Origin of the sequence: Nocardioides sp. Root1257 (assembly GCF_001425175.1) — a bacterium.
Classification (GTDB): Bacteria; Actinomycetota; Actinomycetes; order Propionibacteriales; family Nocardioidaceae; genus Nocardioides.
Genome location: NZ_LMDV01000009.1, coordinates 183,809 through 206,610, shown reverse-complemented (window position 1 = coordinate 206,610; position 22,802 = coordinate 183,809). Strand labels below are relative to the sequence as shown.

Genomic DNA, 22,802 nt, shown 5'->3' with positions numbered 1-22,802 from the left:
GGATTCCTTCGTCTGTGGGAGGTCGGGTGTCACCAGGCCGACCAGCCGCCGTCGACGTACAGCACCTGACCGGTGACGTACGACGAGGCCGGCGAGGCCAGCAGGAGCAGGGGACCGGCGAAGTCGCGGTCGGGGTCGCCGAGGCGGCCGAGCATGGTCCGGTTCGCGAACCACTCGAGCCGCTCGGGTGCCGCGCCGAGCGCGGCGGTCATCTTGGTCGGGTAGAAGACGCCCGGCGCCAGGCAGTTGACGGTGACGCCGCGCGGACCGAGCTCGGCGGCGAGCGCCCGGGTCACGTTCACGACGCCGGCCTTGGAGGCGTAGTACGCCGACTCCGGCACCGGCCCGACGCGCTCGGCGTACACCGTGGTCAGGTTGACGATGCGTCCGTGGCCCTGGGCCGCCATCACGCGACCCGCCTCGCGCGCGACGATCCAGGTGCCGGTGAGGTTGACCCGGACGACGTGCTCGAACTCCTCGACCGAGGTCTCGTCGTACGCCTTGCGCAGCATCACGCCGGCGGCGTTCACGACGACGTCGAGCCGGCCGTGCTCGGCGACCACGCCGGCGACCAGGTCCGCGACGGACGACTCGTCCGTGACGTCGACGGTGCGCTCGGCGTCGGCGAGGTCGGCCGTCACGACCGTCGCGCCGTGGTCCGCGAGCGCCGACGCGGCGCGCGCACCGAGGCCGCCGGGAGCCGCGCCGATCACCAGCGCGACCTGGCCGTCCAGGTCGAAGGGACTCACCACTCGAGCTCACTCTCCTCCGCGGCCGCGTGGGTGCCGGCCAGGCGGCCGAAGATGCCGGACTTCCCGATCGAGGTGCCGGTCATGTAGCCGCCGCCGTGGAAGCCGCCGATCACCTCGCCGGCGGCGTAGAGCCGCTCGATCGGCTCGCCGTACACGTCGAGCACGCGGAGCCGGGTGTCGACGGTGAGGCCGCAGTACGTCGCGAGCACGACCGTGCCGGACGGGTGGGCGTAGAACGGCGGCTGCTCGAGGGGGAACGGCCGGCCGACGCCACCGGAGAGGTGCGCGCGACCGAGGTCGTCGGGCTCGCCTGCAGCGATGCGGCCGTTGTAGTCGTGGACCGTGGCGACCAGGGCGCCGGCCGGCAGGCCGATCCGCTGCTCGAGCTCGTCGACGGAGTCGGCCTCCAGCAGCATCCCGGCGCGAGAGCGACCGGCGAACTCGTAGATCGGCACCTCGTCGTTGCTCTGCGCCATCACCTGCGCGTCGAAGACCTGCCAGGTCGTGACACCGGGCTGGGCGAGCGCCGCGTCGCCGATCTCCTTGTAAGGCAGGGACTCGTCGACGAAGCGGCGCCCGTCGCGGTTGACCGCGATCGCGCCCTTGTAGACGGCGAGGATGCCGGTGCCGTCCTCGTCCGGGTGCGGCTCGTGGAAGATCCCGTAGGTCCCCTTCACGTACGGCGTGTCCACGACACCGGCGCCGAGCTGCCAGCCCATGAGCAGCCCGTCGCCGGTGCAGCCGTCGCCGCCGGCGATGAGCGCGTGCCGCATCTGCGGGGCGAAGCGGTCGAGCAGCTCGGGGCTGCGGGCGAAGCCGCCGGTCGCGAGGACGACCGCGTCGGCGAGGATCCGGTGGGTGCCACCCGCGGTGCGTACGTCGACCCCGACGACCCGGCCGTCGTCGCGGACCAGCCGCTCGGCCGCGGTGTCGAGCAGGAGCCGGGCGCCGAGCCTCCCGGCCGCCTGGAGCAGTCGCACGAGCATGCCGGTGGTGTCGGTCGGGTGGGACCGCGGGACCGACTGGCCGGAGGCGGCGTGCACCTCGCCGTACTCGACCCCGTGGCCGGTGAGCCACTCGTAGGTCTCGAGCTGGTGGGCGCAGTAGAGGTCGACCAGGGCCTCGTCGCAGACGTGCCGCCCGGTCTCCATCAGGTCCTTCTTGAGCAGCTCGACCGAGTCGCCGATGCCCTGCGCGAGCTGCTCCCGCGTGCCGGCGAAGGCGGAGAGCCCGGCGGAGCGGACCGTGCTGCCCCCGATGTCGCCGGTCTTCTCGAGCATGACGGCGTACTGCCCCGCCTCGGCGGCCGCGAGCAGCGCGGCGCAGCCAGCCAGGCCGCTGCCGAGCACGAGGACACCGACGCGGTCGGGCAGCTCGTGCTCGACCGGCAGGCCGGCCGTCACCGCTCGCCCCAGGGCTGGTCGAGGTGGGCCTCGGCGGCGCTGAAGGCCGGCAGCCCGAAGAGCGCCTGCCGGTCCTCCCAGGTGGCCATCCGGTCGGCGCGGGTCGCGGTCTCGCCGGTGTCGGCCAGGTGCCGCAGGGCGTCGCGGCCGGCGGCCATCATCGAGCGCATCAGGTAGTTGGCGTAGAGCACGACGCCGAAGCCGAGGTCGGCGTACTCCTGCAGCGACAGCTGGGGCGTCTTGCCGCCCTCGACGACGTTGACGACGAGCGGCACACCGGCGAGCTCCTGTCCCACGCGGGCCAGCTCGTCGACCGTGCGGGGTGCCTCGACGAAGATCGCGTCGGCGCCGGCGGCCACGTAGGCGTGGGCGCGCTCGATGGCGCGGTCGAGGCCCTCGGCGCTGCGGGCGTCGGTGCGCGCGACGAGCACGGTGGCGTCGTCGTCGCGGGCGTCGAGCACCGCGGCGATCTTGGCCTGCATGTGGCCGACCGGGATCAGGGTGTGCGCGTCGAAGTGCCCGCAGCGCTTGGGCATCTCCTGGTCCTCGAGCTGCAGCGCGGCGGCGCCGGCGCGCTCGAGCTGGCGGGTGGCGCGCATGGCGGTGAGCGGGCCGCCGTACCCGGTGTCGGCGTCGACGACGAGCGGCAGCCGGGTGGCCTCGGAGAGTCGGCCGACGTGGTCGACGACCTCGCCGAGCGAGACCAGGCCGAGGTCGGGGACGCCGTACTGCGCGTTGGCGAGGCCTGCACCGGTGGCGTACGCCGCGGCGAACCCGGTGGTCTCCACGAGCCGCGCGCCGAGCGCGTCGGTCACGCCCGGCAGCACCAGGGGCGAGCCGCCGGCGGTGCTCGCCGCGAGCGCGGCGCGCAGTGCCAGTCGCCGCTCGTGGACGCTCGGCGCCGGCCCGACGCCGACCAGGTCGGCGAGGTGCGGGATCGGGCCGCGGGAGGTGCTCGTCATGCCTGCTCCGTCCTGGTCTCCGGGATTCCGTGTAGTGATCACTACAGACGAACCATGACATCCGAAAGTCGCTGCCGCAACCCCTTGCCAGAACGATCGCTACAGAGTTACGGTGCCGTTACCTGTAGTGATCGTTACAGAGACGACGGTCACCTCGTGTCTTCGATGGAGAGGCGTTCCGCATGACAGTCCTCGACGAGATCCGGCGTCTGGAGCCCGAGCTCCGGGCCGGCGAGGAGGAGTCGGCCGAGCTGCGCCGGCTGTCCGACCAGACCTGGAAGCACATGCTCGAGAGCGGGCTGCTGCGCGGCCTGCAGCCGAAGCGCTTCGGCGGTGGCGAGCTCGGTCTGCGCGAGCACCTGACCTCGGTCTACGAGCTCGGCCGGATCGCCCCGTCCGCCGGTTGGGTCGCCGGCGTCGTCGGCTCGCACCCCTGGCAGGTCGCCCTCTACGACGAGGAGACCCAGCAGGAGGTGTGGGGCGAGGACCCGACCTTCCTGCCCTCCTCGTCGTACGCGCCGACCGGCAAGATCGTGCCGGTCGACGGCGGCTACCGGGTCAGCGGTCGCTGGTCCTTCTCGTCGGGCAGCGACCACTGCCAGGGCGTGATCCTGGGTGGCTTCGCGGGCACCGTCGAGGTCGCCCCGGGCGTTGAGGTGCCCAACTTCGGCTCCGCGCTGCTGCTGCGCGACCAGTACGTCATCGACGACACCTGGCACGTCGCGGGCAGCCGGGGCACGGGCAGCAAGGACATCGTCGTCGACGACGCCTTCCTCCCCGCCCGCCGCTTCCTGTCCAGCCCGCTCTACGAGTACAACGCGGAGCGCCCGGCGCCCGGCGTCGCGCTGAACCCGAACCCGCTCTACCAGCTCCCCTGGGCGGTGATGTTCAACCTGGTGCTGGTCGCGCCGATGCTCGGGCTGGGCCGCAAGTTCCTCGACGACTGGACCGCCGAGACCAGCACCCGCCGCGCCAACTGGGGCGGCATGGTCAAGGACGACGCCCTGATGCAGATGCACCTGGCCGAGGCCGAGTGGGTGCACGACGCCGCCGTCGCCAAGATGTACGACGCGATCGACACAATCAGCGAGGCGGCCGAGGCCGGCGTACGCCTCGACAAGCGCGAGCGCGCCCGGCTCCGGTGGGGCATCACCCGCGGCTGCCAGCAGGTGGGCTTCGCGATCAACGACCTGATGCGGGTGGCCAGCGGTCGCACGGTCTTCACCAGTCACCCGCTGCACCGCACCTACCAGGACGTCACGGCCGAGCTCGGCCACGCGTTCCTCGTCTCCGACGCCGTGGGCCAGTACTACGGCGCCGCCCTTCTCGACTCGTCCGCACCGGAGGTCATGCTGTGATCACTCAACTCGCCTACCTGGGGATCGCGTCCCCGAACTACCAGCAGTGGCGCGACTACGGGACTCGGCTGCTCGGCACCCAGCTCGCCGAGGACGGCCCCGACGGCGCCGTACGCCTGCGCGTCGACGACAAGGGCTACCGGATCGCCGTGCACCCGGCCGAGCAGGACGAGTTCCGCTACGCCGGCTGGGCCTGCCACAACGAGACCGAGCTGCGCGCGTACGTCGCCGAGCTGCGCGGCAAGGGTCTGGAGGTCCACGAGGGCACGCCGGAGGAGCTCAAGGAGCGCCAGGTCGCCGAGCTCTACTGGATCGAGGACCCGTGGGGCAACCGGCACGAGCTGGTGTGGGGCCAGTACTCCCTGCCCAACTCCTTCTGGCCTGCCCGCAAGATGAGCGGCTTCGTGACCGGTGACCTCGGCCTGGGCCACATCGTGATGATCGTCCCGGACCTCGCGGCCGCCGACGAGTTCTACGCGCACACGCTGGGCTTCCGGCTCTCTGACCGCGTGGTCAGCGACATCTTCAACCTGCGCTTCTACCACTGCAACGGCCGGCACCACTCGCTCGCGGTCGCGGAGATCCCGGGCATGACCGGCATCAACCACCTGATGATCGAGGTCGAGAACATGGACGACCTCGGCGCGGCCGTCGACCTCTTCACCGAGGACACGGAGCGCGAGATCCTGCTGTCGCTCGGTCGGCACACCAACGACCTGATGACCTCGATCTACGTGCAGACGCCGTCGAGCATGCAGATCGAGTACGGCTTCGGCGGCATCGCCGTCGACGACCTCACCTGGGTCGCCGGCACCCACGACCTGCCGAGCATCTGGGGCCACCACCGCTCCCAGGCCTACCTGGACGGTCCTCCCGGAATCTTCCGCATGGTCGACGAGGCGTCCGCGTGACCGCCGTCGCGCACTCGGTCGACCAGCGGGCCGCCGTACGCGAGTCCGACGTCGCGATCGAGAGCGGCCGACACCTCCGGGTGCTCGAGTCGGGCGCGCCCGGCCAGCCGGCACTGCTCTTCCTGCACGGCTCCGGCCCGGGCGTCACCGCCCGAGCCAACTGGGAGAGCGTGATGGCCGGGCTGGGCGACCGGTTCCACTGCATCGCGCCGGACATCCTCGGCTTCGGGGAGTCCAGCCACCCGGACCCCCAGCCGCAGGGCTTCAAGGCCAACGCCGAGGTGCGCATCGACGCGCTGCTGCAGATGCTCGACGCGATGGGCGTCTCCCGGGTGACGCTCGTGGGCAACTCGATGGGCGGCATGTACTCGCTGCGCATCTGCCAGCTCCGGCCCGACCTGGTGGAGCGGATGGTGCTGATGGGCTCGGGTGGCATGCCCGGGCTCGCGCCGACGCCGCAGCTGATCAAGCTGGTGACGTTCTTCGACGACCCGAGCGTCGAGGCGATGACCGCGCTGCTCACCCAGTTCGTCCACGACAAGGCGGCCTTCGGCGACCGGATCGAGGACTTCGCGGCCGGTCGGATGGAGCTGGTCGGCCGGCCCGAGATCGAGGCCGCGCACCGCGGCATGTTCGGCGAGGGGGAGATGCTCACCTTCGCCCCCGACGACCTCGCGCGGATCGACGTACCGACCCTCGTCGTGCACGGCCGCCAGGACGTGATCGTGCCGATCGACTCCAGCTACTACCTGGCCGAGCACCTGCCCGCCGCCGACCTCTACGTCATGAACCGGTGCGGGCACTGGACCCAGGTCGAGCAGGCCGAGCGGTTCCAGGCGATCCTGCGCGACTTCCTCGACGGCCGGCTCTGACCGCCGTACCTCTGACCCACTCGAACGATCCCGAACGGGAGCTCCTCTGATGACCCTTGCCGAGAAGGCGCGCGCCGCCGCGCCCGTGCTCGCCGCCAGCGACGCCGAGAGCGGCGCCCGCGGCCGCCTGACCGAGGAGGCCTGGCAGGCCCTCCAGTCCACCGGCGTGCTGCGCGCGCTCCAGCCGGCCCGCTGGGGCGGCGGGGAGACGAGCGTCGTCGAGTACGCCGACGCGATCATCGAGATCGGCCGGCACTCCGCCTCGGCCGGGTGGGTGGCGTCGGTCGTCGGCGTGCACCCGTGGCAGATCGCGCTCTTCCCCGAGGAGACGCAGGCCGAGCTCTGGGGTGACACCCCGGACCGGGCGATCGCGTCGTCGTACACCCCGACCGGCCGGATCGAGAAGGTCGACGGCGGCTACCGGGTCTCGGGCCGCTGGTCCTTCTCGTCCGGCATCGAGTGGTGCGACGGCGTGCTCCTCGGCGGCATCGCCGGCACCCGCGAGATCAACGGCACCGAGCACCCCGACTTCACGGCGGTGATCCTGGACCGTGCCGACTACCGGGTCGAGCGCACCTGGGACGTCGCCGGGCTGCGCGGCACGGGCAGCAACGACGTCGTCGTCGACGAGGTGTTCGTGCCGGAGCGGCGCGGGCAGTCCCACCTCTTCTACACGCACGGTCTCGGCACGCCGCTGCCCGGGCAGGAGCTCAACGACGGTGCGCTCTACCGGGTGCCGTGGGCGGGGCTGTTCAACCTGATCATCGCGGCCGGCGCGATCGGCGCCGCCCAGGGCTTCATGGACTGCTGGGTCGCCGAGACCCGCACCCGCCGTACGAACTACGGGCAGATGCTGCGCGAGGAGGGGGTCGTGCAGCGCCACCTCGCCGACGCCGAGTGGCTGCTCGACGCCGCGCGGCTCAAGGTGCGCCGCACCGCCGTCGAGCTGATGGAGTACGCCGAGGCCCGTCAGGTGCCCTCGCGCGAGCAGCGCGCCTACTACCGCTGGGACGTCGCCAAGGCCGCGAACGCCGCGACCGATGCGGCGCAGGAGCTGATGCGGGTGTCGAGCGGCCGGTCGGCCTTCCTCGACCACCCGCTGCAGGCGAAGTACCAGGACGTCGTCTCCGCCAGCAGCCACGCGTTCCTCTACGCCGACCCGCTGGCCCGCGCCTGGGCCGGCCGGCACCTCGGGAGCGACAACCCGGTGGAGGTGCACCTGTGATCCGCACCAGCGACGTGGCTGTCGGCGACCTCGCGTTCCGTCTGTACGAGAGCGGCGACCCGGCCGCCGAGACCGTGCTCTTCCTGCACGGGTCCGGCCCGGGCGCCACCGGCCTCTCCAACTGGGAGCGGATCATCGAGGACCTCGGGCAGCGCTTCCACTGCCTGGCGCCGGACATGATCGGGTTCGGCGACTCGACGCACCCGCTCGACCCGCCGCGCGGCATGGGCCCCTTCAACGAGCTGCGCGCCGAGGCGCTGCTCGGCCTGCTCGACGAGCTCGGCCTCGACCGGGTGCACCTCGTCGGCAACTCGATGGGCGGCCAGCTCGCCCTGCTGATGGCCCTCGCGGCGCCGGAGCGGGTCGGCAAGATCCTGCTCATGGGCAGCGGGGGAGCGCCGGACATGCCGGTCTCGCCCGGTCTGGCGCACCTGCGCACGTTCTACGACGCGCCGTCGGCGGAGAGCCTGGAGTCGCTGCTCGGCGAGTTCGTCTTCGACCTCGAGCCGATGCGTCCGGTCATCGACCGGGTGGTCAAGGAGCGGATGGCGTACGTCGAGCGCGCCGACGTGCAGCGCTCGCACGCCGCCAGCTTCGACCCGGCCGGCGCCCGGCGCTTCTTCTCGCCCGAGGAGCTGGCCGGCATCTCCCACGACGTCCTCGTCGTGCACGGGCGCGACGACCGGATCATCCCGGTGGCCGCCAGCCGCTACTTCGCCGACCACCTGCCGAACGCGAACCTCTTCGTGATCGGCCGCTGCGGCCACTGGACCCAGATCGAGCACCCCACGACCTTCACCACGCTGCTCACCGGCCTGGTCGACGGCGTGGTCTAGGAGCCCGGATGCGCATCGCCAACCACGACGGCCGTGCCGTCATCGTCGTCGCCGACGACAAGGGGATCGACGTCGAGCGGGCCAGCGCCGGGGCCTTCGGCCCGGCGGTCGAGTCGCTCTACCCGCGGTGGGACGAGTTCCTCGCCTGGGCGTCGACCGCCGCCGGCGGTGCGCCGGACGTCGTACTGGATCCCGAGCTGCTCGGTGCTCCCTCGCCGCGCCCGGCCCAGGCGATCGCGATCGGCCTCAACTACGAGGAGCACGCCCACGAGACCGGCTACGAGGTGCCCTCGACGCTGCCGCCGGTCTTCGCGAAGTTCGCCAGCAGCATCACCGGCCCCCGCGGGGTGGTCGACCTGCCGCCCGGCGGCCATACCGACTGGGAGGTCGAGGTCGTCGCCGTCATCGGGCGCGCGGCGCACCGCATCTCGCTCGAGGAGGCGTGGGACCACGTCGCCGGCGTGACGATCGGCCAGGACCTCTCCGAGCGGATCTCGCAGATGGCCGGCCCGGCCCCGCAGTTCGGCCTCGCCAAGTCGTACCCGAAGTTCAGCCCGATGGGGCCCTGGCTCGTGACCACCGACGAGCTCGACGACCGCGACGACCTCGCCCTCGGCTGTTCGATCGACGGCGAGACCGTCCAGGACGGGCGCACCAGCAAACTGATCTACTCGATCCCGCGCAGCATCGCGGCCCTCTCCGAGGTCGTCACGCTGTTGCCCGGCGACGTCGTCTTCACCGGCACCCCCGACGGCGTCGGCCTCGGCCGCTCGCCGCAGCGCTTCCTGCAGCCCGGCGAGACGCTGCGCACCTGGGTCGCCGGCATCGGCGAGATGGTGCACACCTTCCGCTGACCTGCGGACGGCGGGGACGCATCCCCAACTTCGGGGACGCGGGCGGAGCGCGCCCACCTCGATGATGACGAGGCGGGTGGGGGCTGAGCCGCCAGTCCCTGGGAGCGCGTCATGAGCCGTCGGATCCGGTACTCCACCTTCGCCGCGGCCACGATCGGGGTGCTGGCGGCTGCCGTGCTCCCGGTGGTGGGCGCAGGTTCGGCGGATGCCTCGAGGTCGGGTCATCCCGGCCACGGGCACGGTCCCGACCGGCCGACGCGTGTCGTGCAGATCGTGCTCGACCAGCTCCGGCCGGAGTTCATCGACGCCTTCGACATGAAGAACGTCAAGCGACTGATGCGCAGCGGGGCGTCGTACCCCGACGCCTACCTCGGGCACATGGGGTCGGAGACCGTGGTCTCGCACAACGTGATGACCAGCGGGATGCTGCCCCAGCACATGGGCTGGTCGGACGAGTGGTTCCGCGACACGCAGGGCCTGCTCGGGCCCGTCGGCGGCCGCTACGTCACCGGGTCGATGTCGGCCACCCAGTTCGACACGCTGATCAACGCCGGCGGCTACCCGAAGCTCGCCGACTACCTCCACGCGGCCTATCCCGGGAAGGTCGTCGCGGCGATCGGCGAGAAGAACTACGCCGTCAACACGATGGGCGGCCCGGGCGCCGACATGCGGATCACGTTCGGCAGCCGCAACGCCGACTGTGACGACGTGCCCAACGAGCCGACCGACCTCACCTGGCGCGGCCCCGCCGGCGTCGGGGTGCCGTCGTACATCTCCAGCCCCGTCTGCGGTCGCTTCTACGTCGACGCCGACCGCAACCTCGACTACGGCACCCGCACCACCTCGCCGGCCTGGATGTATCCCCTCGAGGGCAACCGCGACGTGCCCGGGACGGACCCGGCCCACCAGGGCGGTGACGTCTGGGTGACCGACGCCGCCTTCCAGGTGATGGACCACGAGGACTGGAGCGGCCTGCTGCTGACGTACGGCGGCATCGACAAGGCCGGGCACATGTGGGGTGGGCTGAACGACCGGCCGCCGTACGCCGGCGGCGACCCGGGCGTGCACATGGCGGCGATGGCGCGGACGGCGGACGAGCAGGTCGGCCGGGTCGTCCAGCGCCTGAAGGACGACGGGCTGCTCGACGACACGCTGATCGTGCTGACCACCGACCACGCCCAGCTGACCAGCAAGCACTTCTACGGCGTCGACGGCCTCGGTCGCGGCAACCTGAACTGGTACTACGGCTCCGACGCGGACGAGACCTACCTGACTCCACAGCCCGAGATCCAGCGGCTCGTCGACGAGACCGGCAACGTCGAGATGAGCATGCAGGACTCGGCGATCCGCACCTGGCTGGTCGACCGGTCCTGGTCGGCGAAGCAGGATGCCGCCGCGGTGATGTCGACCCTCGCCGGGGTGCGCGCGACGTACGTCCTGGCGGGCGACCACTACCGGCTGGTCTCCCACGCGCCACGCTCGCGGTGGACGTCGTCGGAGTGGCGCTGGTGGCGACAGCACGGGCAGGAGATCGTGGACACCGCCGCGGCCGACTACGGCGCCGACGTGATCGGGCTGCTGCGCGACAACACGAGCTACGGGGTGGCCGGCGACCACGGGGGCGCGCAGGAGAGCGTGCAGCGGATCCCGATCGTGTTCTCCGGACCGGGCGTGAAGGCCGGCGCCCGGCCCCGGGACGCGATGCGGTCGGTCGACATCATGCCGACCGTGCTCCGCGCGCTCGGGATCCCCGAGACCCACTGGACCGACGGGCGCGCCTACCGGCTGCCCTGACACCGGGCCGGGACCGAGGCACCCCCCAAATTGGGGACGCCTGAGGGCGGAGCCGCTGCAAGACTCCGAGACAACCGGGGGGCCTTCCTCGGAGGTACGGCACATGCGCAGCTGGTTCGTCGGGTCCCTGGTCCTCGCGGTCGTCACCGCCCTGTGCGTCGGTCTCACGGCCGCCACCGCAGCACCCGCGGCTCCGGGGCGTGATCCCGACCGGCTGGACGCCTACACGGTGACGGCCACGCCGGCCGAGCTCTCCGCCGTCTCCGACCTGGGCGTGGAGGTGACCGACCAGAAGCCGGTCGCCGGCGGGCTGCAGCTGGGCGTGGTGCTCGACGGGGCGCAGGCCGACAAGCTCGAGGCGCAGGGCCTCGACGTCAGGCTGACCCGGGTCAAGGGCGGCCTGACCGTCCGCCAGTTCGCCGCCAAGCAGGCGGTCGGTGGCTACAACGTCTGGCGCTCGTACGACGAGCCGGGCGGCATCCGCGACCAGCTGTACGCCGCGGCGCGCAAGAACCCCGGCCTCGTGAAGCTGAAGGTGATCGGCCACACCGGCCAGGGCCGCGAGATCCTGGCCGTCAAGGTGACCGAGGACGCCCAGAAGACCAAGGACGGCAAGCGCCCGGCCGTCCTCTACAGCTCGACCCAGCACGCGCGCGAGTGGATCTCGACCGAGGTCAACCGCCGCCTCATGAACCACTACATCGACGGGTGGCGGGCGCACGACAAGCAGATCAGGAAGCTGCTGAAGAGCACCGAGCTGTGGTTCGTGCTGGTCGCCAACCCGGACGGCTACCAGTACACGTTCGACCACGAGCGGCTGTGGCGGAAGAACCTGCGCGACAACAACGGCGACGGGCAGACCCAGGTCGGCGACGGCGTCGACCCCAACCGCAACTTCCCCAACCACTGGGGCTACGACGAGGAGGGCTCGTCGTCCATCCAGTCCAGCGAGACCTACCGCGGCCCGGCGGCGCTGTCGGAGCCGGAGACCCGGGCGATGGTCGGCCTGCTCGACCGGATCCGGTTCGCGTTCCAGGTCAACTACCACTCGGCCGGGCAGTGGCTGCTCTACGCCGAGGGTTGGCAGACCGGCACCCCGACCGCGGACGACCCGATCTACTACGCGATGTCCGGCAACCTCGACGCTCCGGCGATCGCCGACTTCCACCCGGGCCTGAGCTCCGACGTCCTCTACGTCACCAACGGCGAGACCACCGACTACGCGCACGCGAGCACGGGCACCTTGGCGTGGACGCCGGAGCTGTCCGAGGGCTGCGACGGCTGCGGGTTCGTCTTCCCCGACGACGACGCACTGGTGCAGGCGGAGTTCGAGCGCAACCTGCCCTTCGCCGACTCGGTCGCGCGGTCGGCGGACGACCCCGACGACCCGAAGACCGTGACCGGCATCGAGACCAAGCCGTTCTACCTGGACAGCGAGGACCCCTACAAGAGCGGCAACCCGGGCGTCCAGCTCAGCTTCACCCAGTCGTACGGCGACCCGCAGCCGGTCGCCGTGCTCGCCAAGCGGAGCCTGGGCAAGGTGACGCTGAAGTACCGCATCAACCACGGTCGGGTCCGCCAGGCCTCCACCCACGAGTGGCGCGGCGGGTCGACGTACGACCCGGCGGCGGTCTACTACCACCAGGTCCGCGGCGTCGTCCGCGGCACCGACCCGGGCGACAAGGTCAAGGTCTGGTTCGAGGCGCGCGGCAAGCGCAGCGAGTCGTTCACCTACGACGCCGTGTCCGAGTCCCGCAACGACGTGCTGGTGGTCGCCGCCGAGGACTACACGGGCGCCTCCCCGGTGCAGCCGACGGACGGCCCGCACCACGCCGCGGCGTACACCGATGCGCTCGCTGCCAACGGCGAGGGCTCGGACCTCTACGACATCGACGCGGCCGGCCGGGTCGCGCCCGACGCCCTCGGCGTGCTCAGCCACTACGACGCCGTGGTCTGGGAGACCGGCGACGACCTCGTCACCCGCACCGCCGGTCGTGGCGGCGGCAACGCCGACCGACTCGCGATCGACGAGCTGCTCGAGCTCCGCTCCTACCTCAACGAGGGCGGCAAGGCGATGCTCGCCGGCGACGCGGCCGGGCAGCAGTACACGACCAACGTGGGGGCCCAGCTCTACGACCCCCAGGGCACGATCGTCTGCAACCCGGCGCCGGCCGACATCGACCCGCGGCGCTGCCTGCCGACGTACGGCTCGTTCTTCGGCGGCGACACGACCAACGACGTGCTGCAGTACTACCTCGGCGGCTACCTGGCCGTGGCCAACGACGGGCTCGCTGACGACGGGACGGCGTTCGACTCCGTCGGGGTCGCCGACCCCTTCGCCGGTCTGTCATGGGGCCTCGACGACCCGGTCTTCGCCGGCAACACGCTGCGCAGGTCGTCGTTCATCTCGACGAGCGGCATCCTGCCGACCGACACGTTCCCGCAGTTCGACAGCTGGCCGGCGTCGCGCTACGACAAGCCCGGCGGGCCGTTCGTGCCGCACACCGGCGACAAGTACCTCTACTCGCAGATCGCCGACGCCTCCTACAAGCGGGTCACCCGGGAGATCGCCGTCCCGGCCGGTGGCGGGTCGATGACGTTCTGGACGTCGTACGACACCGAGGCGGACTGGGACCACCTGTTCGTCGAGGCGCGCACCCCGGGCGGTGACGACTGGACGACCCTGCCGGACGCCAACGGCCACACCACGCAGGCGACCGGCGAGAGCTGCAAGGGGGAGAACTCCGGCGGTTGGCGCACCCTGCACCCGCAGATGGACCACTACCAGACCCAGAACGGTCCCTCGGCGTGCGACCCGACCGGCACCACCGGCGCCTGGAACGCGGCGAGCGGCAACTCGAGCGGCTGGCAGCAATGGAGCGTCGACCTCTCGGCGTACGCCGGGCAGAGCGTCGAGGTGTCGATCGGGTACGCCAGCGACTGGTCCACCCAGGGCATCGGCGTCTTCCTCGACGACATCACGCTCCCTGACGGCACCACCACGTCGTTCGAGACCGACCTCGGCGGCTGGCAGGTCACCGGCCCGCCCGCCGGCAGCGGCGCCAACGCCAACAACTTCATCCAGACCGACGCCTCCGGCTTCCCGGTCGGCAACACGATCGCCACCCCGCGCTCGCTGCTCGTCGGCTTCGGGCTGGAGGGGGTGTCCACCGACGCCGAGCGCGACGCCGTCATGGGTCGCGCCCTCGACCACCTGCTGAGCTAGGAGTCCGACCGCCCTTCAGTCGACCCACGCCGTCATGCGGATCGACACGAGCAGTCCCGGGACGTTCGCCCCCAGCTTGGCCGCGTAGCGGGCCGGTGGGTCGGACGGGAACCACCGCGCGTACTCCTCGTTCATCCCCGCGAAGTCGTCCGGGTCGGTGAGCAGCACCCCCACCTCGACGACATCGTCGAGCGTGCCACCGGCCTCCCGCAGGATCGCCTCGCAGTTCGCCAACGCCTGGCGGGTCTGCGCCTGGATGCTGTCACCGGCCATCCGACCCGTGCTCGGATCGATGCCGGTCGTGCCCGAGACGAAGACCTGGGAGCCGGCCCGGACCGCCTGGCTGAACAGCGGCGAACTCGGTGCGTTCGGTGTCGTGATGATCTGGCGCGGCATCTCGGACCTCCTGGCTGATCGTCGCACCGTTCGAGGCGGCCGGGAAGGCGTCGGCAGGCCGTCGTATTCGTGCTCGAGGCGCCGCCACGCGGCGGAATGGCGCGACCGAGCGCTGTGAGCCAGAGGCCACGACCCATCGCGCTCGGTTCAACCGTTGGGAACGGGTGTCGAGTGCATCAAGTGGCCACGTGTTGCGTCGCCATGTCGGCTGACACCATTACAGGTGTCGGCCACGAGACGGTTTGCACAGGGTGGCGTCGAGCCGAAGAATGCGCCGGTGACCTTCGCAGCTGCACCCAATGTTCCTGACCCTTTCCCTTGGATCGTCGTCAGCGCTTGTATCGCGGCCATCGTCAGCCTGATCAACGCGGCTGTGTTGACGACGTGGCAGGCGCGCAGCCGCCGGAAACATGAAGTCGTACTCGCGGAACTGAAGTCGAACCAGGACGTCGAACTGGCGAAAGTCAAGGCATACCACGACCTTGCCCTAGCCGGTTCCAAGGTCGATGATGAGCGACTTGCCAGACTGCGGGATGAATCAGCCAGTCTTGCCGGCCTCGTCCTTCAGCAGGGCGAATACGCCTCTGGATTGCTCAAGCCAGATCAAGCGTCCGCGGAGCTCCGCGACAAGCTCGTCGAGTCCCACGCAATCCTGCGAATCCAATACGAGCGCCTCCTATTGACGAGCAACTCGGTGGAGGTTCAGGAAGCGGCACGTTGGGTAATGCGGGCGGCTTGGAACGAGCGCGAGGTCGCATTGGGCCGAGACCGTAAGCGACAGCGTCGTTTTGGTCAGCAGTCGGTTGTAAAGGAGCTGCGCGCGGAGCTTCGCATCTTCACGATCGCTGTTCGGAGGGAGCTGGGCATGTCGGAGGAGTTCCTCGCCGAGTTCGACGATTGGGGCCCTGGCCAGCCAACAGGTTGATCGAGATGCACCAACGCACCGTTGCGTCTGACCGTCTGTTCGCCCTGCCAGACCGCCCGAAGCGAGCTCGTGCGGAACGGACGCGGACTATCCGGAGCAAAGACCGCACATCATCTCGCGCGCGGCGAATTGAGGCACCGATCACAATGCACACTGGGTAGGGACTGCGCCGATCGCATCGTCGACCCTGCGGGGTTATGAGTGTTCATGCGCCAACGAGCCACCTCCGGGATGCCGCCATCGTGCCTGAGTCGAAGAATCCGACGGGGGGCTGCGAGAGGAGAATCGGTTGTGTCGTCATCGCTGAGCGATGAAGGGTCGCGCCGTCTGATCGAGTCGGACCTCAGGTTCTCAATGGCCGTGCTGAATGCGGTCGTAGCGAACCAGCACCGGGATGACACGATCTCCTGGCTAGCGCTATCCCATCTTCAATATCTGTCCCTCGTCGCCTACGAGGTGCGCAACTTCTCGCGGCGCGTCGTGACAGCAACGGAAACTGCAGAACCTTGGGCGCACGACCTAGCGCTCGCTGCGTCGCGGCACAGCACCAAGCTCTTCAATGACACAAAGAAGTCGCAACTCAAACTTCTTGCCGAGTTCGTCGATGGCGCGGCCCACGACCGGACCTGGTATCTGGAGAACAACCGTGTTCCATGGCTCTTCCGTGGGCACTCTGAGCTTGGCTTTCTGGTCAACGACACCTCTGTGGTGTTCTACGGCGAGCAGGTCCTGTGTACATCGCACTCGATCAGTTTTCACGCTGGCCTCGATCCACGATCTGATCAGGCGCAGACAGCGGAGCGCGCCGGCGAACTCGCGGCTTACCTCAGCGGACTCGCCGCCGCCGAAGGCGGGGATTGGAGTGATGACGACTATTTCCGAGGTTGGTGTTCTCAGGTCGTCGTCTCCATGGACGCACGGTACGAGAACCTCTACGCCGCAATGTTCCCGACGGTCCCGTTGGGGGAAGCGATCGCGCTGGCGATCCTCCAGAGTGATGTAGTTGCATTGAAGTTGATTCGCGAGATGGTCCCTGTTTCGGACTCACTCGCCCCGGCAACGTTCAAGTTCAGGTTCGCCGGGGTCTGGCAGATGGTGGAGACGCTAAGAGCAATTTTGGCACCAAGCGGCGACGTCACGCTGACGGACCCCATGCGCGAGGAGCTCGAGGCTCTTCTCTCCAGCGAAGTGTTTGAGCCGATTAGGACAAACGGAGCGCGCGCACTAAGAAACGTCCTGGTGCACTACGGGCTCGGCTCAGTCGATCCAACCGCTTTGGACTGGCGCGATCCGATTCTCGGCATTCCGGAACTCCTCCTGGACGGAACGAACTGGCTCGTCGCTGACCAAATGCTCGAAGAGCAGATCGTCGCGTTGTTGGGGACGTTCGCGGCGTGGGCGGGACCGTTTGGCCACACTCTGGAAGAGCCGCACGAATAGGGTCCGACAAAGGCGGCCGAAGACTCTTGAGGTCTAGGATGCGACGTCCGGAGACAGCCGTCGGAGCCTCGCGCTGGCGCGCCCCAGTTCGCGACTCGTACCGATCGGCATGAGGGGTGCGCTTTGGCGACGTCCATCAGCGGCGGCATGACGCAGACCCGCTGTCGTCCCCGAGTATTCAGAGCTCCGCGTCGGACGTCACCAACCGAAGGACCCGGGCCGTCTTCTCCAGGAGATCGATCTCTTCGCTGGTGATCGGGTCGGGCGAGAAGTGCATGAGTTGATTGCGGATAAGTCGGACCCGCTCCATTTGCGCGTGAACCTCAACTTGGCCGAGTCCACCCCATTCGAGTTTGTCCCAAAGAGGCCTCTTCCCCAGCGCTGTCACGTAGTTACCGAACGTCGCACCGTAACTCTTTATCGCGACGCCTGCCGCCTTCATCTCGTCGACGCTGCAGCGACTATTAATCCTGTTGCCCAATCGACGCTCGATCTCGTCCAGCAGAACGATTGGGCGATGATCGTCCCCGAAGCGACGGCTCAGATCCGCACTTGTGATGATGCCCTGAACGACGCCGCCCGGGTCGCGCACGAAGACGAAGCCATGCTGATAGATCACCTCAGCCTGGCGCAGCAGTTCGTCTTCGGGAGATGCCGACGGCGCCGACCGCATTGCGTCGCGTACCAAGGCGGGTTCGCCCGACATCCAAGCGAGCGCTATCGACTCCCACGTAGCTGCGCCAATGAGCCGACCTTGAGCATCGACGACTGCGACTTGGGAGAAGTCCTGCAGAGCCATCTTGGTGACTGTCACCGACAGAGAGTCGTCCAGCCTTACGGTCATAACATCGCAGCGCGCGGTGTCCATGGTGCTAACGGAGTAGCTGACGGACCCGCTCTTGACTGCCTCGGCGCTGGCCTCTGCCGCGTTCACAGCTGCACTTGGGACGGTCGAAGACTCGGAGGCTTCATCGGACTGACCGGGCATCGCGACAATCTCCACGTGCCCGTCGATCCATCCCTCCGCGATGGAGGGCACTGCGAGCAGACCTAGTTCAGCGAGGTCGTCCGTAACCTCCTCCACGATGCGCGCCGTCCGCCGGCGAAAGTTCCAATAGTTGAGGAGCTCCCGGATCGTCATCACGCGTGGGACGGCTTCCACCAGATCGTTCAGGCTCGTGGGCAGCGGGTCAGACTCCTGTGTGATCCACCCCGGGTCGGCGCGACCCTCTGAAACTTCAGCCAACCTCGCAGCCGCGTTGCGGCGCGATAGTTCACAGATCGTGAGAAGCGACCCAAGAGAAGCAAGAAGATCTGACCCGAGTTCGCTCTTGCTCACCTCGGGGCGTACCCAACGAACGGGACGCGAGTGCCTCATGCCCTCCGGTTGGTCGGCGGCGAAGAAGTAGGGACCGTCGACGATACCGATTGCGATCGAATCGGCAGTCTTCTTAAGTGGCATGACGACGAGATCGCCAACCTGCATCACGTCACGAAATCGCCACAGCTGCCCCGACCAGTTGCCTAGTACGGCTCCCGAAATCTGGCTCCCGTAAGCAGCGCGAATCGCCTCCTTCACCTGCCCGCGGGAGCGACAATCCGTGATGTCGGGCAACTCGCTCCACCCGGCGATCGCGCGCGACTCGACGATGGCGGTGACCTCTCGCTCACCATTCCGTCCGGCTCGGACCATCCAGGCACGCGGCACGGAGTCTCCCTTGATTCGCAGCATCCGGCGACAAACGGTAGCCGCATCAGGCCGAGTCGGGTCCAGGATCTACGCGCCGGTAGCGCCGCGACACGGCGCGGCTGCCGTTACGCGGCGGAGTGACGCGTCATCGGGCCCTGGTTCAAGCGCTCAGTTCAGATGACGTGATCGGTGGCCGGAGCGGTACGCGACCACCGTTGCGAGGCGGGTGGTACTAGGGCGAGTATCGGGGCTGCGGCGCATCTGTCGTCGCATTGGCTACTCACTAGTGGGGGATACCGGATGGGCACGCCGATCTTGGTTCGCGGTGACGACTCGAAGTGGCGGGAGCCCGAGGTGACGTCGTACGAAAACGAAGCCGCACTGCAACAGCTCGTCGCCGACTCGCCGGACCTGCTGACCGGGAAGGATCTCGCGACTGTCGACGAGTTCTGGATTCCGGAGGTTGGATCCGTCGACATCGTCGGGGTGGGTGCTGACGGTGGCGTGACAGTCGTTGAATGCAAGCTGCGGGCCAATCCTGAGATCAGGAGGGAAGTGGTCGGTCAGGTTCTGGCCTACGCAGGTGGGCTCTGGCAGATGGACTACGAGGCATTTGCGGCTACATGGTCTGCTCGTGCCGGCCGTCCCTTGCTCGACCATGTCGCCGAGAAGACTGGTGCCACTGAGTCGGATCAGGTTCGCACCGGCATCGAGACCAGCTTGCGCACTGGGGAGTTCACTCTCGTGATCGTTGTTGACGAGATCACTGGTGAGTTGAAGCGAATCATTGAGTGGCTCAATGTCATGACCCGACAGGAGGTGTCGGTGCTTGCGCTGGAACTGCAATATCTAAAGGAGGGCAGCACGGAGATCCTGGTGCCCAGGCTTTACGGGGAAGCGCTCGCGAGCGCCAAACGCTCGCCTAGCTCGACAAATGGGCACAAATGGAGCGCCGAGTCTTTTGCCGCGGCCATCGCGGAACTCGATGTGCCCGCGAAGGCGGCCGTGACCGATCTGATGGCTCATGGCGAGGAGAGTGGCCTCTACCCCTGGTGGGGCGTAGGGCAAACGCCGGGCATGTCCTGGTACTACCAGGTCGGCCCGGCAAAGGTCAGCCTCTTCCAGATCTACCTTCGACCAAACGGCGCGACCGTCGCTGCCAGCGTTGGTGGTCTGTTCGGAGCGACAGGCCTCGGTCCCTCCACCGCTTCGCAGATGCTCGACGGGCTGCGTGATATTCCCGCGATCGCGCCGTACGTCGCTCATGTCACCAACGACGCCCTGAACAAATACCCAAGCATCCCGGTCACAGACGTGCTCGATCAGGAGCCAGTGCGAGAGGCATTCCTGCGCGTGATCGACGAGGTGCGGACGAGGCCGCAGATCTAGTGCAGTGCCAGGCACGTGTCTGGCACTGGAACGTCTGTTGTGGCGCACGATCCGGCGTCGGGCGACCAGGAAGATCGAAGCAGAGATCGATTGGGCCCGAAAGAGCCGGGCCGTCGGAACGGGCTCCTCGACGTCGCCGACCTGTGGAAGTCTCGGCGCATGAGCAGTGATGAGTCGCTGACGGTTTGGGACCGACTGAGGGAGTATGCCGCCACGCAGTCGGGCCCCTTCACGTCTCAAGAGGTGTTGTCGTGGTTCCGACGGCATGCGCCCTCGCAAGCCAACGATCGAACCGTGCGAACACATATCCGTGGAGCATGTTGGAACGTTGGTGACCGGTCACAGTTCTCGAAGAAGCAGCCGTTTCTCACACGGATCGATCGCGGACTCTTCCGGGTAGCCACTGCCGACGAACTTAAGAGTTGGCGCTCAGGTCCGACTGGCCAGGAAGCGGTAAGCCAACTGCCTCCTCGGGTCGTTCGCGGTTCTGACGCGGACGAGGTCGGCGTCGCATCCAACGAGGCCCCTATCGACGACGCGTCGCTGACGCCGGCGCTCTCGACAGTTGAGTGGCACACAGAAGCCAACGTGCAAGCCTTGTTGGTGACCGCTCTGGCGGCCGACGGCTGGCACATCTTGTCCGTGGCCAATACAGCGACCAAAGAGCATGGCATCGACGTGATTGCCTCCAAGGATGGAGAGACGGCTGGTGTCGAGGTCAAAGGCTTTCCGAGCCGGACATACGCGGACCCTGCCCGCGCCGGAGAGCAGAAGCGCACCAGTCCGAGCACGCAAGCGGCCCATTGGTACTCACAGGCCGTTCTTGCTGCGATGCGACTACGCGGAAAGGAGCCAGCCTGGCGCAGCGTGATCGCCCTTCCGAACTTCCCGCGCTACCGGGACCTGCACTCCGAGACTCTCGGGTCGCTTGCGGCAGCAGGCATCGAGCTGTGGTGGGTCGATCAGACAGGCGAACTGCACCGCCCTTGACAGCGACAGGCGGCGCTAAGACGCGCCTTCCGAAACGCGCAGACCCCAACCGATCCGGAAGTGTGCCCCCTCGCGAAATCTGGTTCGCCTGGGTGCTGCTGTCGCCCTATTCGGTCATCCAGCGAGTGCGAACGTCGAACCAACCTCGGTCCGGCCACCAGGCGATGACTCGGCTCGGGAACTCGGCGTTGTCGAGCCAGAGGTGAGTCAACCCGGTAGGGAGGTCGGGTGGCGGCAGGGGGACTTGGATTACTCGGTCGTCGAGCGCTTGGTGCACCGGCCATGGGTCGTTCCCGGTGACTCCGACGTAGAGGTGACCTTGAGGGGCATGAGCGCCCGTCAACTTCTCGAGTTTCCTGAGACAGAGATCCGAGTGAAGGAACTCGTCAATCCACGCCGCGCATCCGTCCCAGTCGATTGCTGCGGGGCCTCCGATACCTTCTGGCAGGCCGTAGATCCTTCCTGGTCCGTCGCGAGGGGTTGGATCGCAATGGAGCTCGGTCAGTCCGATCGACTCGAGCGCGATGGTCTCCGGAAACGACGGAGGGTTGACCACTCCGCGATTCACGTGGACGTGGTCGCCGCGCTCCTCGAGGCGCCTGAGTGCTCGGACGAGAACCGTCTCCAGATCTTCACGCCTCGCGCGGGGCGTGACTGTAACCCACCAAGTGGCGCGAAGTTCCTCCGAGTCGAACTGAAGCTTGCCAGCTGCAAACGCCCGCAGCTGGTCCGCCCGTAAGCCGTCGGTTGTCGTGACAATCTCGCCAATCCCCACAATGGAATCGGCATCCTCAATCCTCAGGTCGGGTGTACGCGCCGAGCGGTTGTCATCCTGAATGGTCGTGATGAGCCCGGTTGCCCGCGCGACGACTCGGGCAGCCCGGCCCTCAAAGTCGCCGTAGGGCCCGGTCGCTTCGCGCGCCATCAACCTCGGATCGCGAAGATCATGGGGATAGCCCGGTCGGTAGTCGTCGGCCACAGAAGAAGCATGCCAAGTGTCGGCAGGAACGGATGGCTCGTCGACGTTCGCAGTCCTTAGAGTTCCGGCTCCAAGAGCTGCGTTCCCGCAAGGCGGCGGTAAGACGCCGATCATGCTGCGATTCCGGTGCGACGATCTTCGGTCCGTCGCGTCGCACCGCCTCGCCGAGGGCGCAAGATGCTGAAAGCGCCGAAGTTGAGCACATTGAGCGTGCGACGATGCTCAACGTGCTCTCGGAGATCGCAGCAGCGGCCACGGCGGTTGGTGTTCTGGCGGCCGTTGTCCAACTTCTCCTCTCCCGCAGGCAGGCGAGGGCAACCTTCGAGCACGAGTTCATCAAGCGGTATTGGGCGATCGGCGATGACGCACTTCAGCAGCCAGGGACGCATGCGGGACCGGTGGAGCGGCAGCGGTACCTGCGGCTTTGCGAGGACGAGTTCGAGGTCATGCGCCTGGGATCAATCTCATGGCGAACATGGGAGGTATGGCACGAGGCTATTCGAGCCGGCGCCGCACCCCATCGCGAGCACTTGGCCGGCCACGAGTGGCTATCGACCTGCATGGCGCGCGGAGACCACCGGGGCTCCGATTGTCACGGGATCTTCCGTTCTGGGACAGGGCAGTACAGCCAGCACATCTCTGCCCGATGGAGCATTTCTGCGGGACGCTCGTGGTTCGTCGCAACGAGCGGACTGCGGCGCGCGCTCTATACCCAGGGAGGTCGCATCGCCAGACCTGGTCGTTCATGACGGTTTGTGGGCGTTCACAGCAACCCCGGCACTCGGATTGGAGCTAGTCGC

Annotated in this window: 19 protein-coding genes; 13 read left to right on the top strand and 6 right to left on the bottom strand. The window is 68.4% G+C overall.

What is annotated here, in order from left to right:
- Positions 1-29 precede the first annotated feature (29 nt).
- The 3 genes from ASC77_RS15240 to ASC77_RS15230 are packed head-to-tail and all read right to left on the bottom strand — an operon-like array spanning position 30 to position 3,117.
- Positions 30-749 (bottom strand): SDR family NAD(P)-dependent oxidoreductase, encoded by a 720-nt coding sequence (locus ASC77_RS15240; protein WP_235547703.1) that lies wholly within the window; start codon positions 747-749, stop codon positions 30-32.
- A complete protein-coding gene (locus ASC77_RS15235) occupies positions 746-2,155 on the bottom strand; it encodes an FAD-dependent oxidoreductase (protein ID WP_056154674.1) in 1,410 nt (469 codons plus the stop codon). Before ASC77_RS15235 ends, ASC77_RS15240 begins: the two co-directional genes overlap by 4 nt.
- Positions 2,152-3,117, bottom strand: a complete 966-nt coding sequence (locus ASC77_RS15230) for an isocitrate lyase/PEP mutase family protein (RefSeq protein WP_082574791.1) — start codon at positions 3,115-3,117, stop codon at positions 2,152-2,154. The genes ASC77_RS15235 and ASC77_RS15230 overlap by 4 nt, the downstream gene beginning before the upstream one ends.
- A gap of 182 nt (positions 3,118-3,299) precedes the next feature.
- Between ASC77_RS15230 and ASC77_RS15225 the strand changes: the two genes are divergently transcribed.
- The 8 genes from ASC77_RS15225 (at position 3,300) to ASC77_RS15190 (ending at position 14,193) form a co-directional block, all read left to right on the top strand.
- Complete coding sequence (locus ASC77_RS15225) at positions 3,300-4,475, top strand: acyl-CoA dehydrogenase family protein (protein WP_056154670.1); 1,176 nt, start codon at positions 3,300-3,302, stop codon at positions 4,473-4,475.
- Complete coding sequence (locus tag ASC77_RS15220; RefSeq protein ID WP_082574789.1) at positions 4,472-5,386, top strand: VOC family protein; 915 nt, start codon at positions 4,472-4,474, stop codon at positions 5,384-5,386. Before ASC77_RS15225 ends, ASC77_RS15220 begins: the two co-directional genes overlap by 4 nt.
- Positions 5,383-6,258 carry an alpha/beta fold hydrolase gene (locus tag ASC77_RS15215; protein WP_056154667.1) on the top strand — a complete coding sequence of 292 codons (876 nt, stop codon included), beginning with the start codon at positions 5,383-5,385 and terminating at the stop codon, positions 6,256-6,258. Before ASC77_RS15220 ends, ASC77_RS15215 begins: the two co-directional genes overlap by 4 nt.
- Positions 6,259-6,307: 49 nt before the next feature.
- A complete protein-coding gene (locus ASC77_RS15210; RefSeq protein WP_056154664.1) occupies positions 6,308-7,483 on the top strand; it encodes an acyl-CoA dehydrogenase family protein in 1,176 nt (391 codons plus the stop codon).
- The gene (locus ASC77_RS15205) at positions 7,480-8,319 is read left to right on the top strand and encodes an alpha/beta fold hydrolase (protein ID WP_056154661.1); all 840 of its coding nucleotides are present in this window, start codon (positions 7,480-7,482) and stop codon (positions 8,317-8,319) included. Before ASC77_RS15210 ends, ASC77_RS15205 begins: the two co-directional genes overlap by 4 nt.
- Before the next feature lie 8 nt (positions 8,320-8,327).
- The gene (locus tag ASC77_RS15200; protein ID WP_056154659.1) at positions 8,328-9,173 is read left to right on the top strand and encodes a fumarylacetoacetate hydrolase family protein; all 846 of its coding nucleotides are present in this window, start codon (positions 8,328-8,330) and stop codon (positions 9,171-9,173) included.
- A 111-nt stretch (positions 9,174-9,284) separates the two neighbouring features.
- Positions 9,285-10,967: an alkaline phosphatase family protein gene (locus tag ASC77_RS15195; protein ID WP_056154656.1), complete on the top strand. Its 1,683-nt coding sequence runs from the start codon at positions 9,285-9,287 to the stop codon at positions 10,965-10,967.
- Positions 10,968-11,070: 103 nt separating this feature from the next.
- Positions 11,071-14,193: a M14 family metallopeptidase gene (locus ASC77_RS15190; RefSeq protein ID WP_056154652.1), complete on the top strand. Its 3,123-nt coding sequence runs from the start codon at positions 11,071-11,073 to the stop codon at positions 14,191-14,193.
- A gap of 15 nt (positions 14,194-14,208) precedes the next feature.
- Here ASC77_RS15190 and ASC77_RS15185 read toward each other — a convergent pair whose 3' ends face one another.
- Positions 14,209-14,589: a RidA family protein gene (locus ASC77_RS15185; RefSeq protein ID WP_056154648.1), complete on the bottom strand. Its 381-nt coding sequence runs from the start codon at positions 14,587-14,589 to the stop codon at positions 14,209-14,211.
- A gap of 277 nt (positions 14,590-14,866) precedes the next feature.
- Here ASC77_RS15185 and ASC77_RS15180 point away from each other — a divergent pair, with 277 nt between their 5' ends.
- Positions 14,867-15,514 (top strand): hypothetical protein, encoded by a 648-nt coding sequence (locus tag ASC77_RS15180; protein ID WP_156391121.1) that lies wholly within the window; start codon positions 14,867-14,869, stop codon positions 15,512-15,514.
- A gap of 291 nt (positions 15,515-15,805) precedes the next feature.
- On the top strand, positions 15,806-16,954 hold the full coding sequence (locus ASC77_RS15175; protein WP_056154643.1) for a hypothetical protein: 1,149 nt from the start codon (positions 15,806-15,808) through the stop codon (positions 16,952-16,954).
- 178 nt (positions 16,955-17,132) lie between these two features.
- Here ASC77_RS15175 and ASC77_RS15170 read toward each other — a convergent pair whose 3' ends face one another.
- Positions 17,133-18,686 (bottom strand): CBS domain-containing protein, encoded by a 1,554-nt coding sequence (locus tag ASC77_RS15170; protein WP_056154639.1) that lies wholly within the window; start codon positions 18,684-18,686, stop codon positions 17,133-17,135.
- A gap of 258 nt (positions 18,687-18,944) precedes the next feature.
- Between ASC77_RS15170 and ASC77_RS15165 the strand changes: the two genes are divergently transcribed.
- Both ASC77_RS15165 and ASC77_RS27255 read left to right on the top strand, forming a co-directional pair.
- Entirely contained in the window at positions 18,945-20,033 is a 1,089-nt protein-coding gene (locus tag ASC77_RS15165; protein ID WP_056154638.1) for a hypothetical protein, read from the top strand.
- A 159-nt stretch (positions 20,034-20,192) separates the two neighbouring features.
- Positions 20,193-21,023: a hypothetical protein gene (locus tag ASC77_RS27255; RefSeq protein WP_200945005.1), complete on the top strand. Its 831-nt coding sequence runs from the start codon at positions 20,193-20,195 to the stop codon at positions 21,021-21,023.
- 106 nt (positions 21,024-21,129) lie between these two features.
- Here ASC77_RS27255 and ASC77_RS15160 read toward each other — a convergent pair whose 3' ends face one another.
- Positions 21,130-22,002, bottom strand: a complete 873-nt coding sequence (locus tag ASC77_RS15160) for a hypothetical protein (RefSeq protein WP_156391120.1) — start codon at positions 22,000-22,002, stop codon at positions 21,130-21,132.
- 218 nt (positions 22,003-22,220) lie between these two features.
- On the opposite strand from ASC77_RS15160, the gene ASC77_RS26710 reads away from it, so the two are divergent.
- Positions 22,221-22,751, top strand: coding sequence for a hypothetical protein (locus ASC77_RS26710; protein ID WP_156391119.1), 531 nt, complete (start codon positions 22,221-22,223; stop codon positions 22,749-22,751).
- Positions 22,752-22,802: the final 51 nt, after the last annotated feature.

Excerpts from the sequence above, each read along its gene's own strand:
- ASC77_RS15225 (WP_056154670.1), top strand. The coding sequence starts at position 3,300 with ATGACAGTCCTCGACGAGATCCGGCGTCTGGAGCCCGAGCTCCGGGCC.
- ASC77_RS15200 (WP_056154659.1), top strand. The coding sequence starts at position 8,328 with ATGCGCATCGCCAACCACGACGGCCGTGCCGTCATCGTCGTCGCCGAC.
- ASC77_RS15210 (WP_056154664.1), top strand. The coding sequence starts at position 6,308 with ATGACCCTTGCCGAGAAGGCGCGCGCCGCCGCGCCCGTGCTCGCCGCC.
- ASC77_RS26710 (WP_156391119.1), top strand. The coding sequence starts at position 22,221 with ATGCTCAACGTGCTCTCGGAGATCGCAGCAGCGGCCACGGCGGTTGGT.
- ASC77_RS15165 (WP_056154638.1), top strand. The coding sequence starts at position 18,945 with ATGGGCACGCCGATCTTGGTTCGCGGTGACGACTCGAAGTGGCGGGAG.
- ASC77_RS15190 (WP_056154652.1), top strand. The coding sequence starts at position 11,071 with ATGCGCAGCTGGTTCGTCGGGTCCCTGGTCCTCGCGGTCGTCACCGCC.
- ASC77_RS27255 (WP_200945005.1), top strand. The coding sequence starts at position 20,193 with ATGAGCAGTGATGAGTCGCTGACGGTTTGGGACCGACTGAGGGAGTAT.
- ASC77_RS15195 (WP_056154656.1), top strand. The coding sequence starts at position 9,285 with ATGAGCCGTCGGATCCGGTACTCCACCTTCGCCGCGGCCACGATCGGG.
- ASC77_RS15185 (WP_056154648.1), bottom strand. The coding sequence starts at position 14,589 with ATGCCGCGCCAGATCATCACGACACCGAACGCACCGAGTTCGCCGCTG.
- ASC77_RS15230 (WP_082574791.1), bottom strand. The coding sequence starts at position 3,117 with ATGACGAGCACCTCCCGCGGCCCGATCCCGCACCTCGCCGACCTGGTC.
- ASC77_RS15170 (WP_056154639.1), bottom strand. The coding sequence starts at position 18,686 with ATGCTGCGAATCAAGGGAGACTCCGTGCCGCGTGCCTGGATGGTCCGA.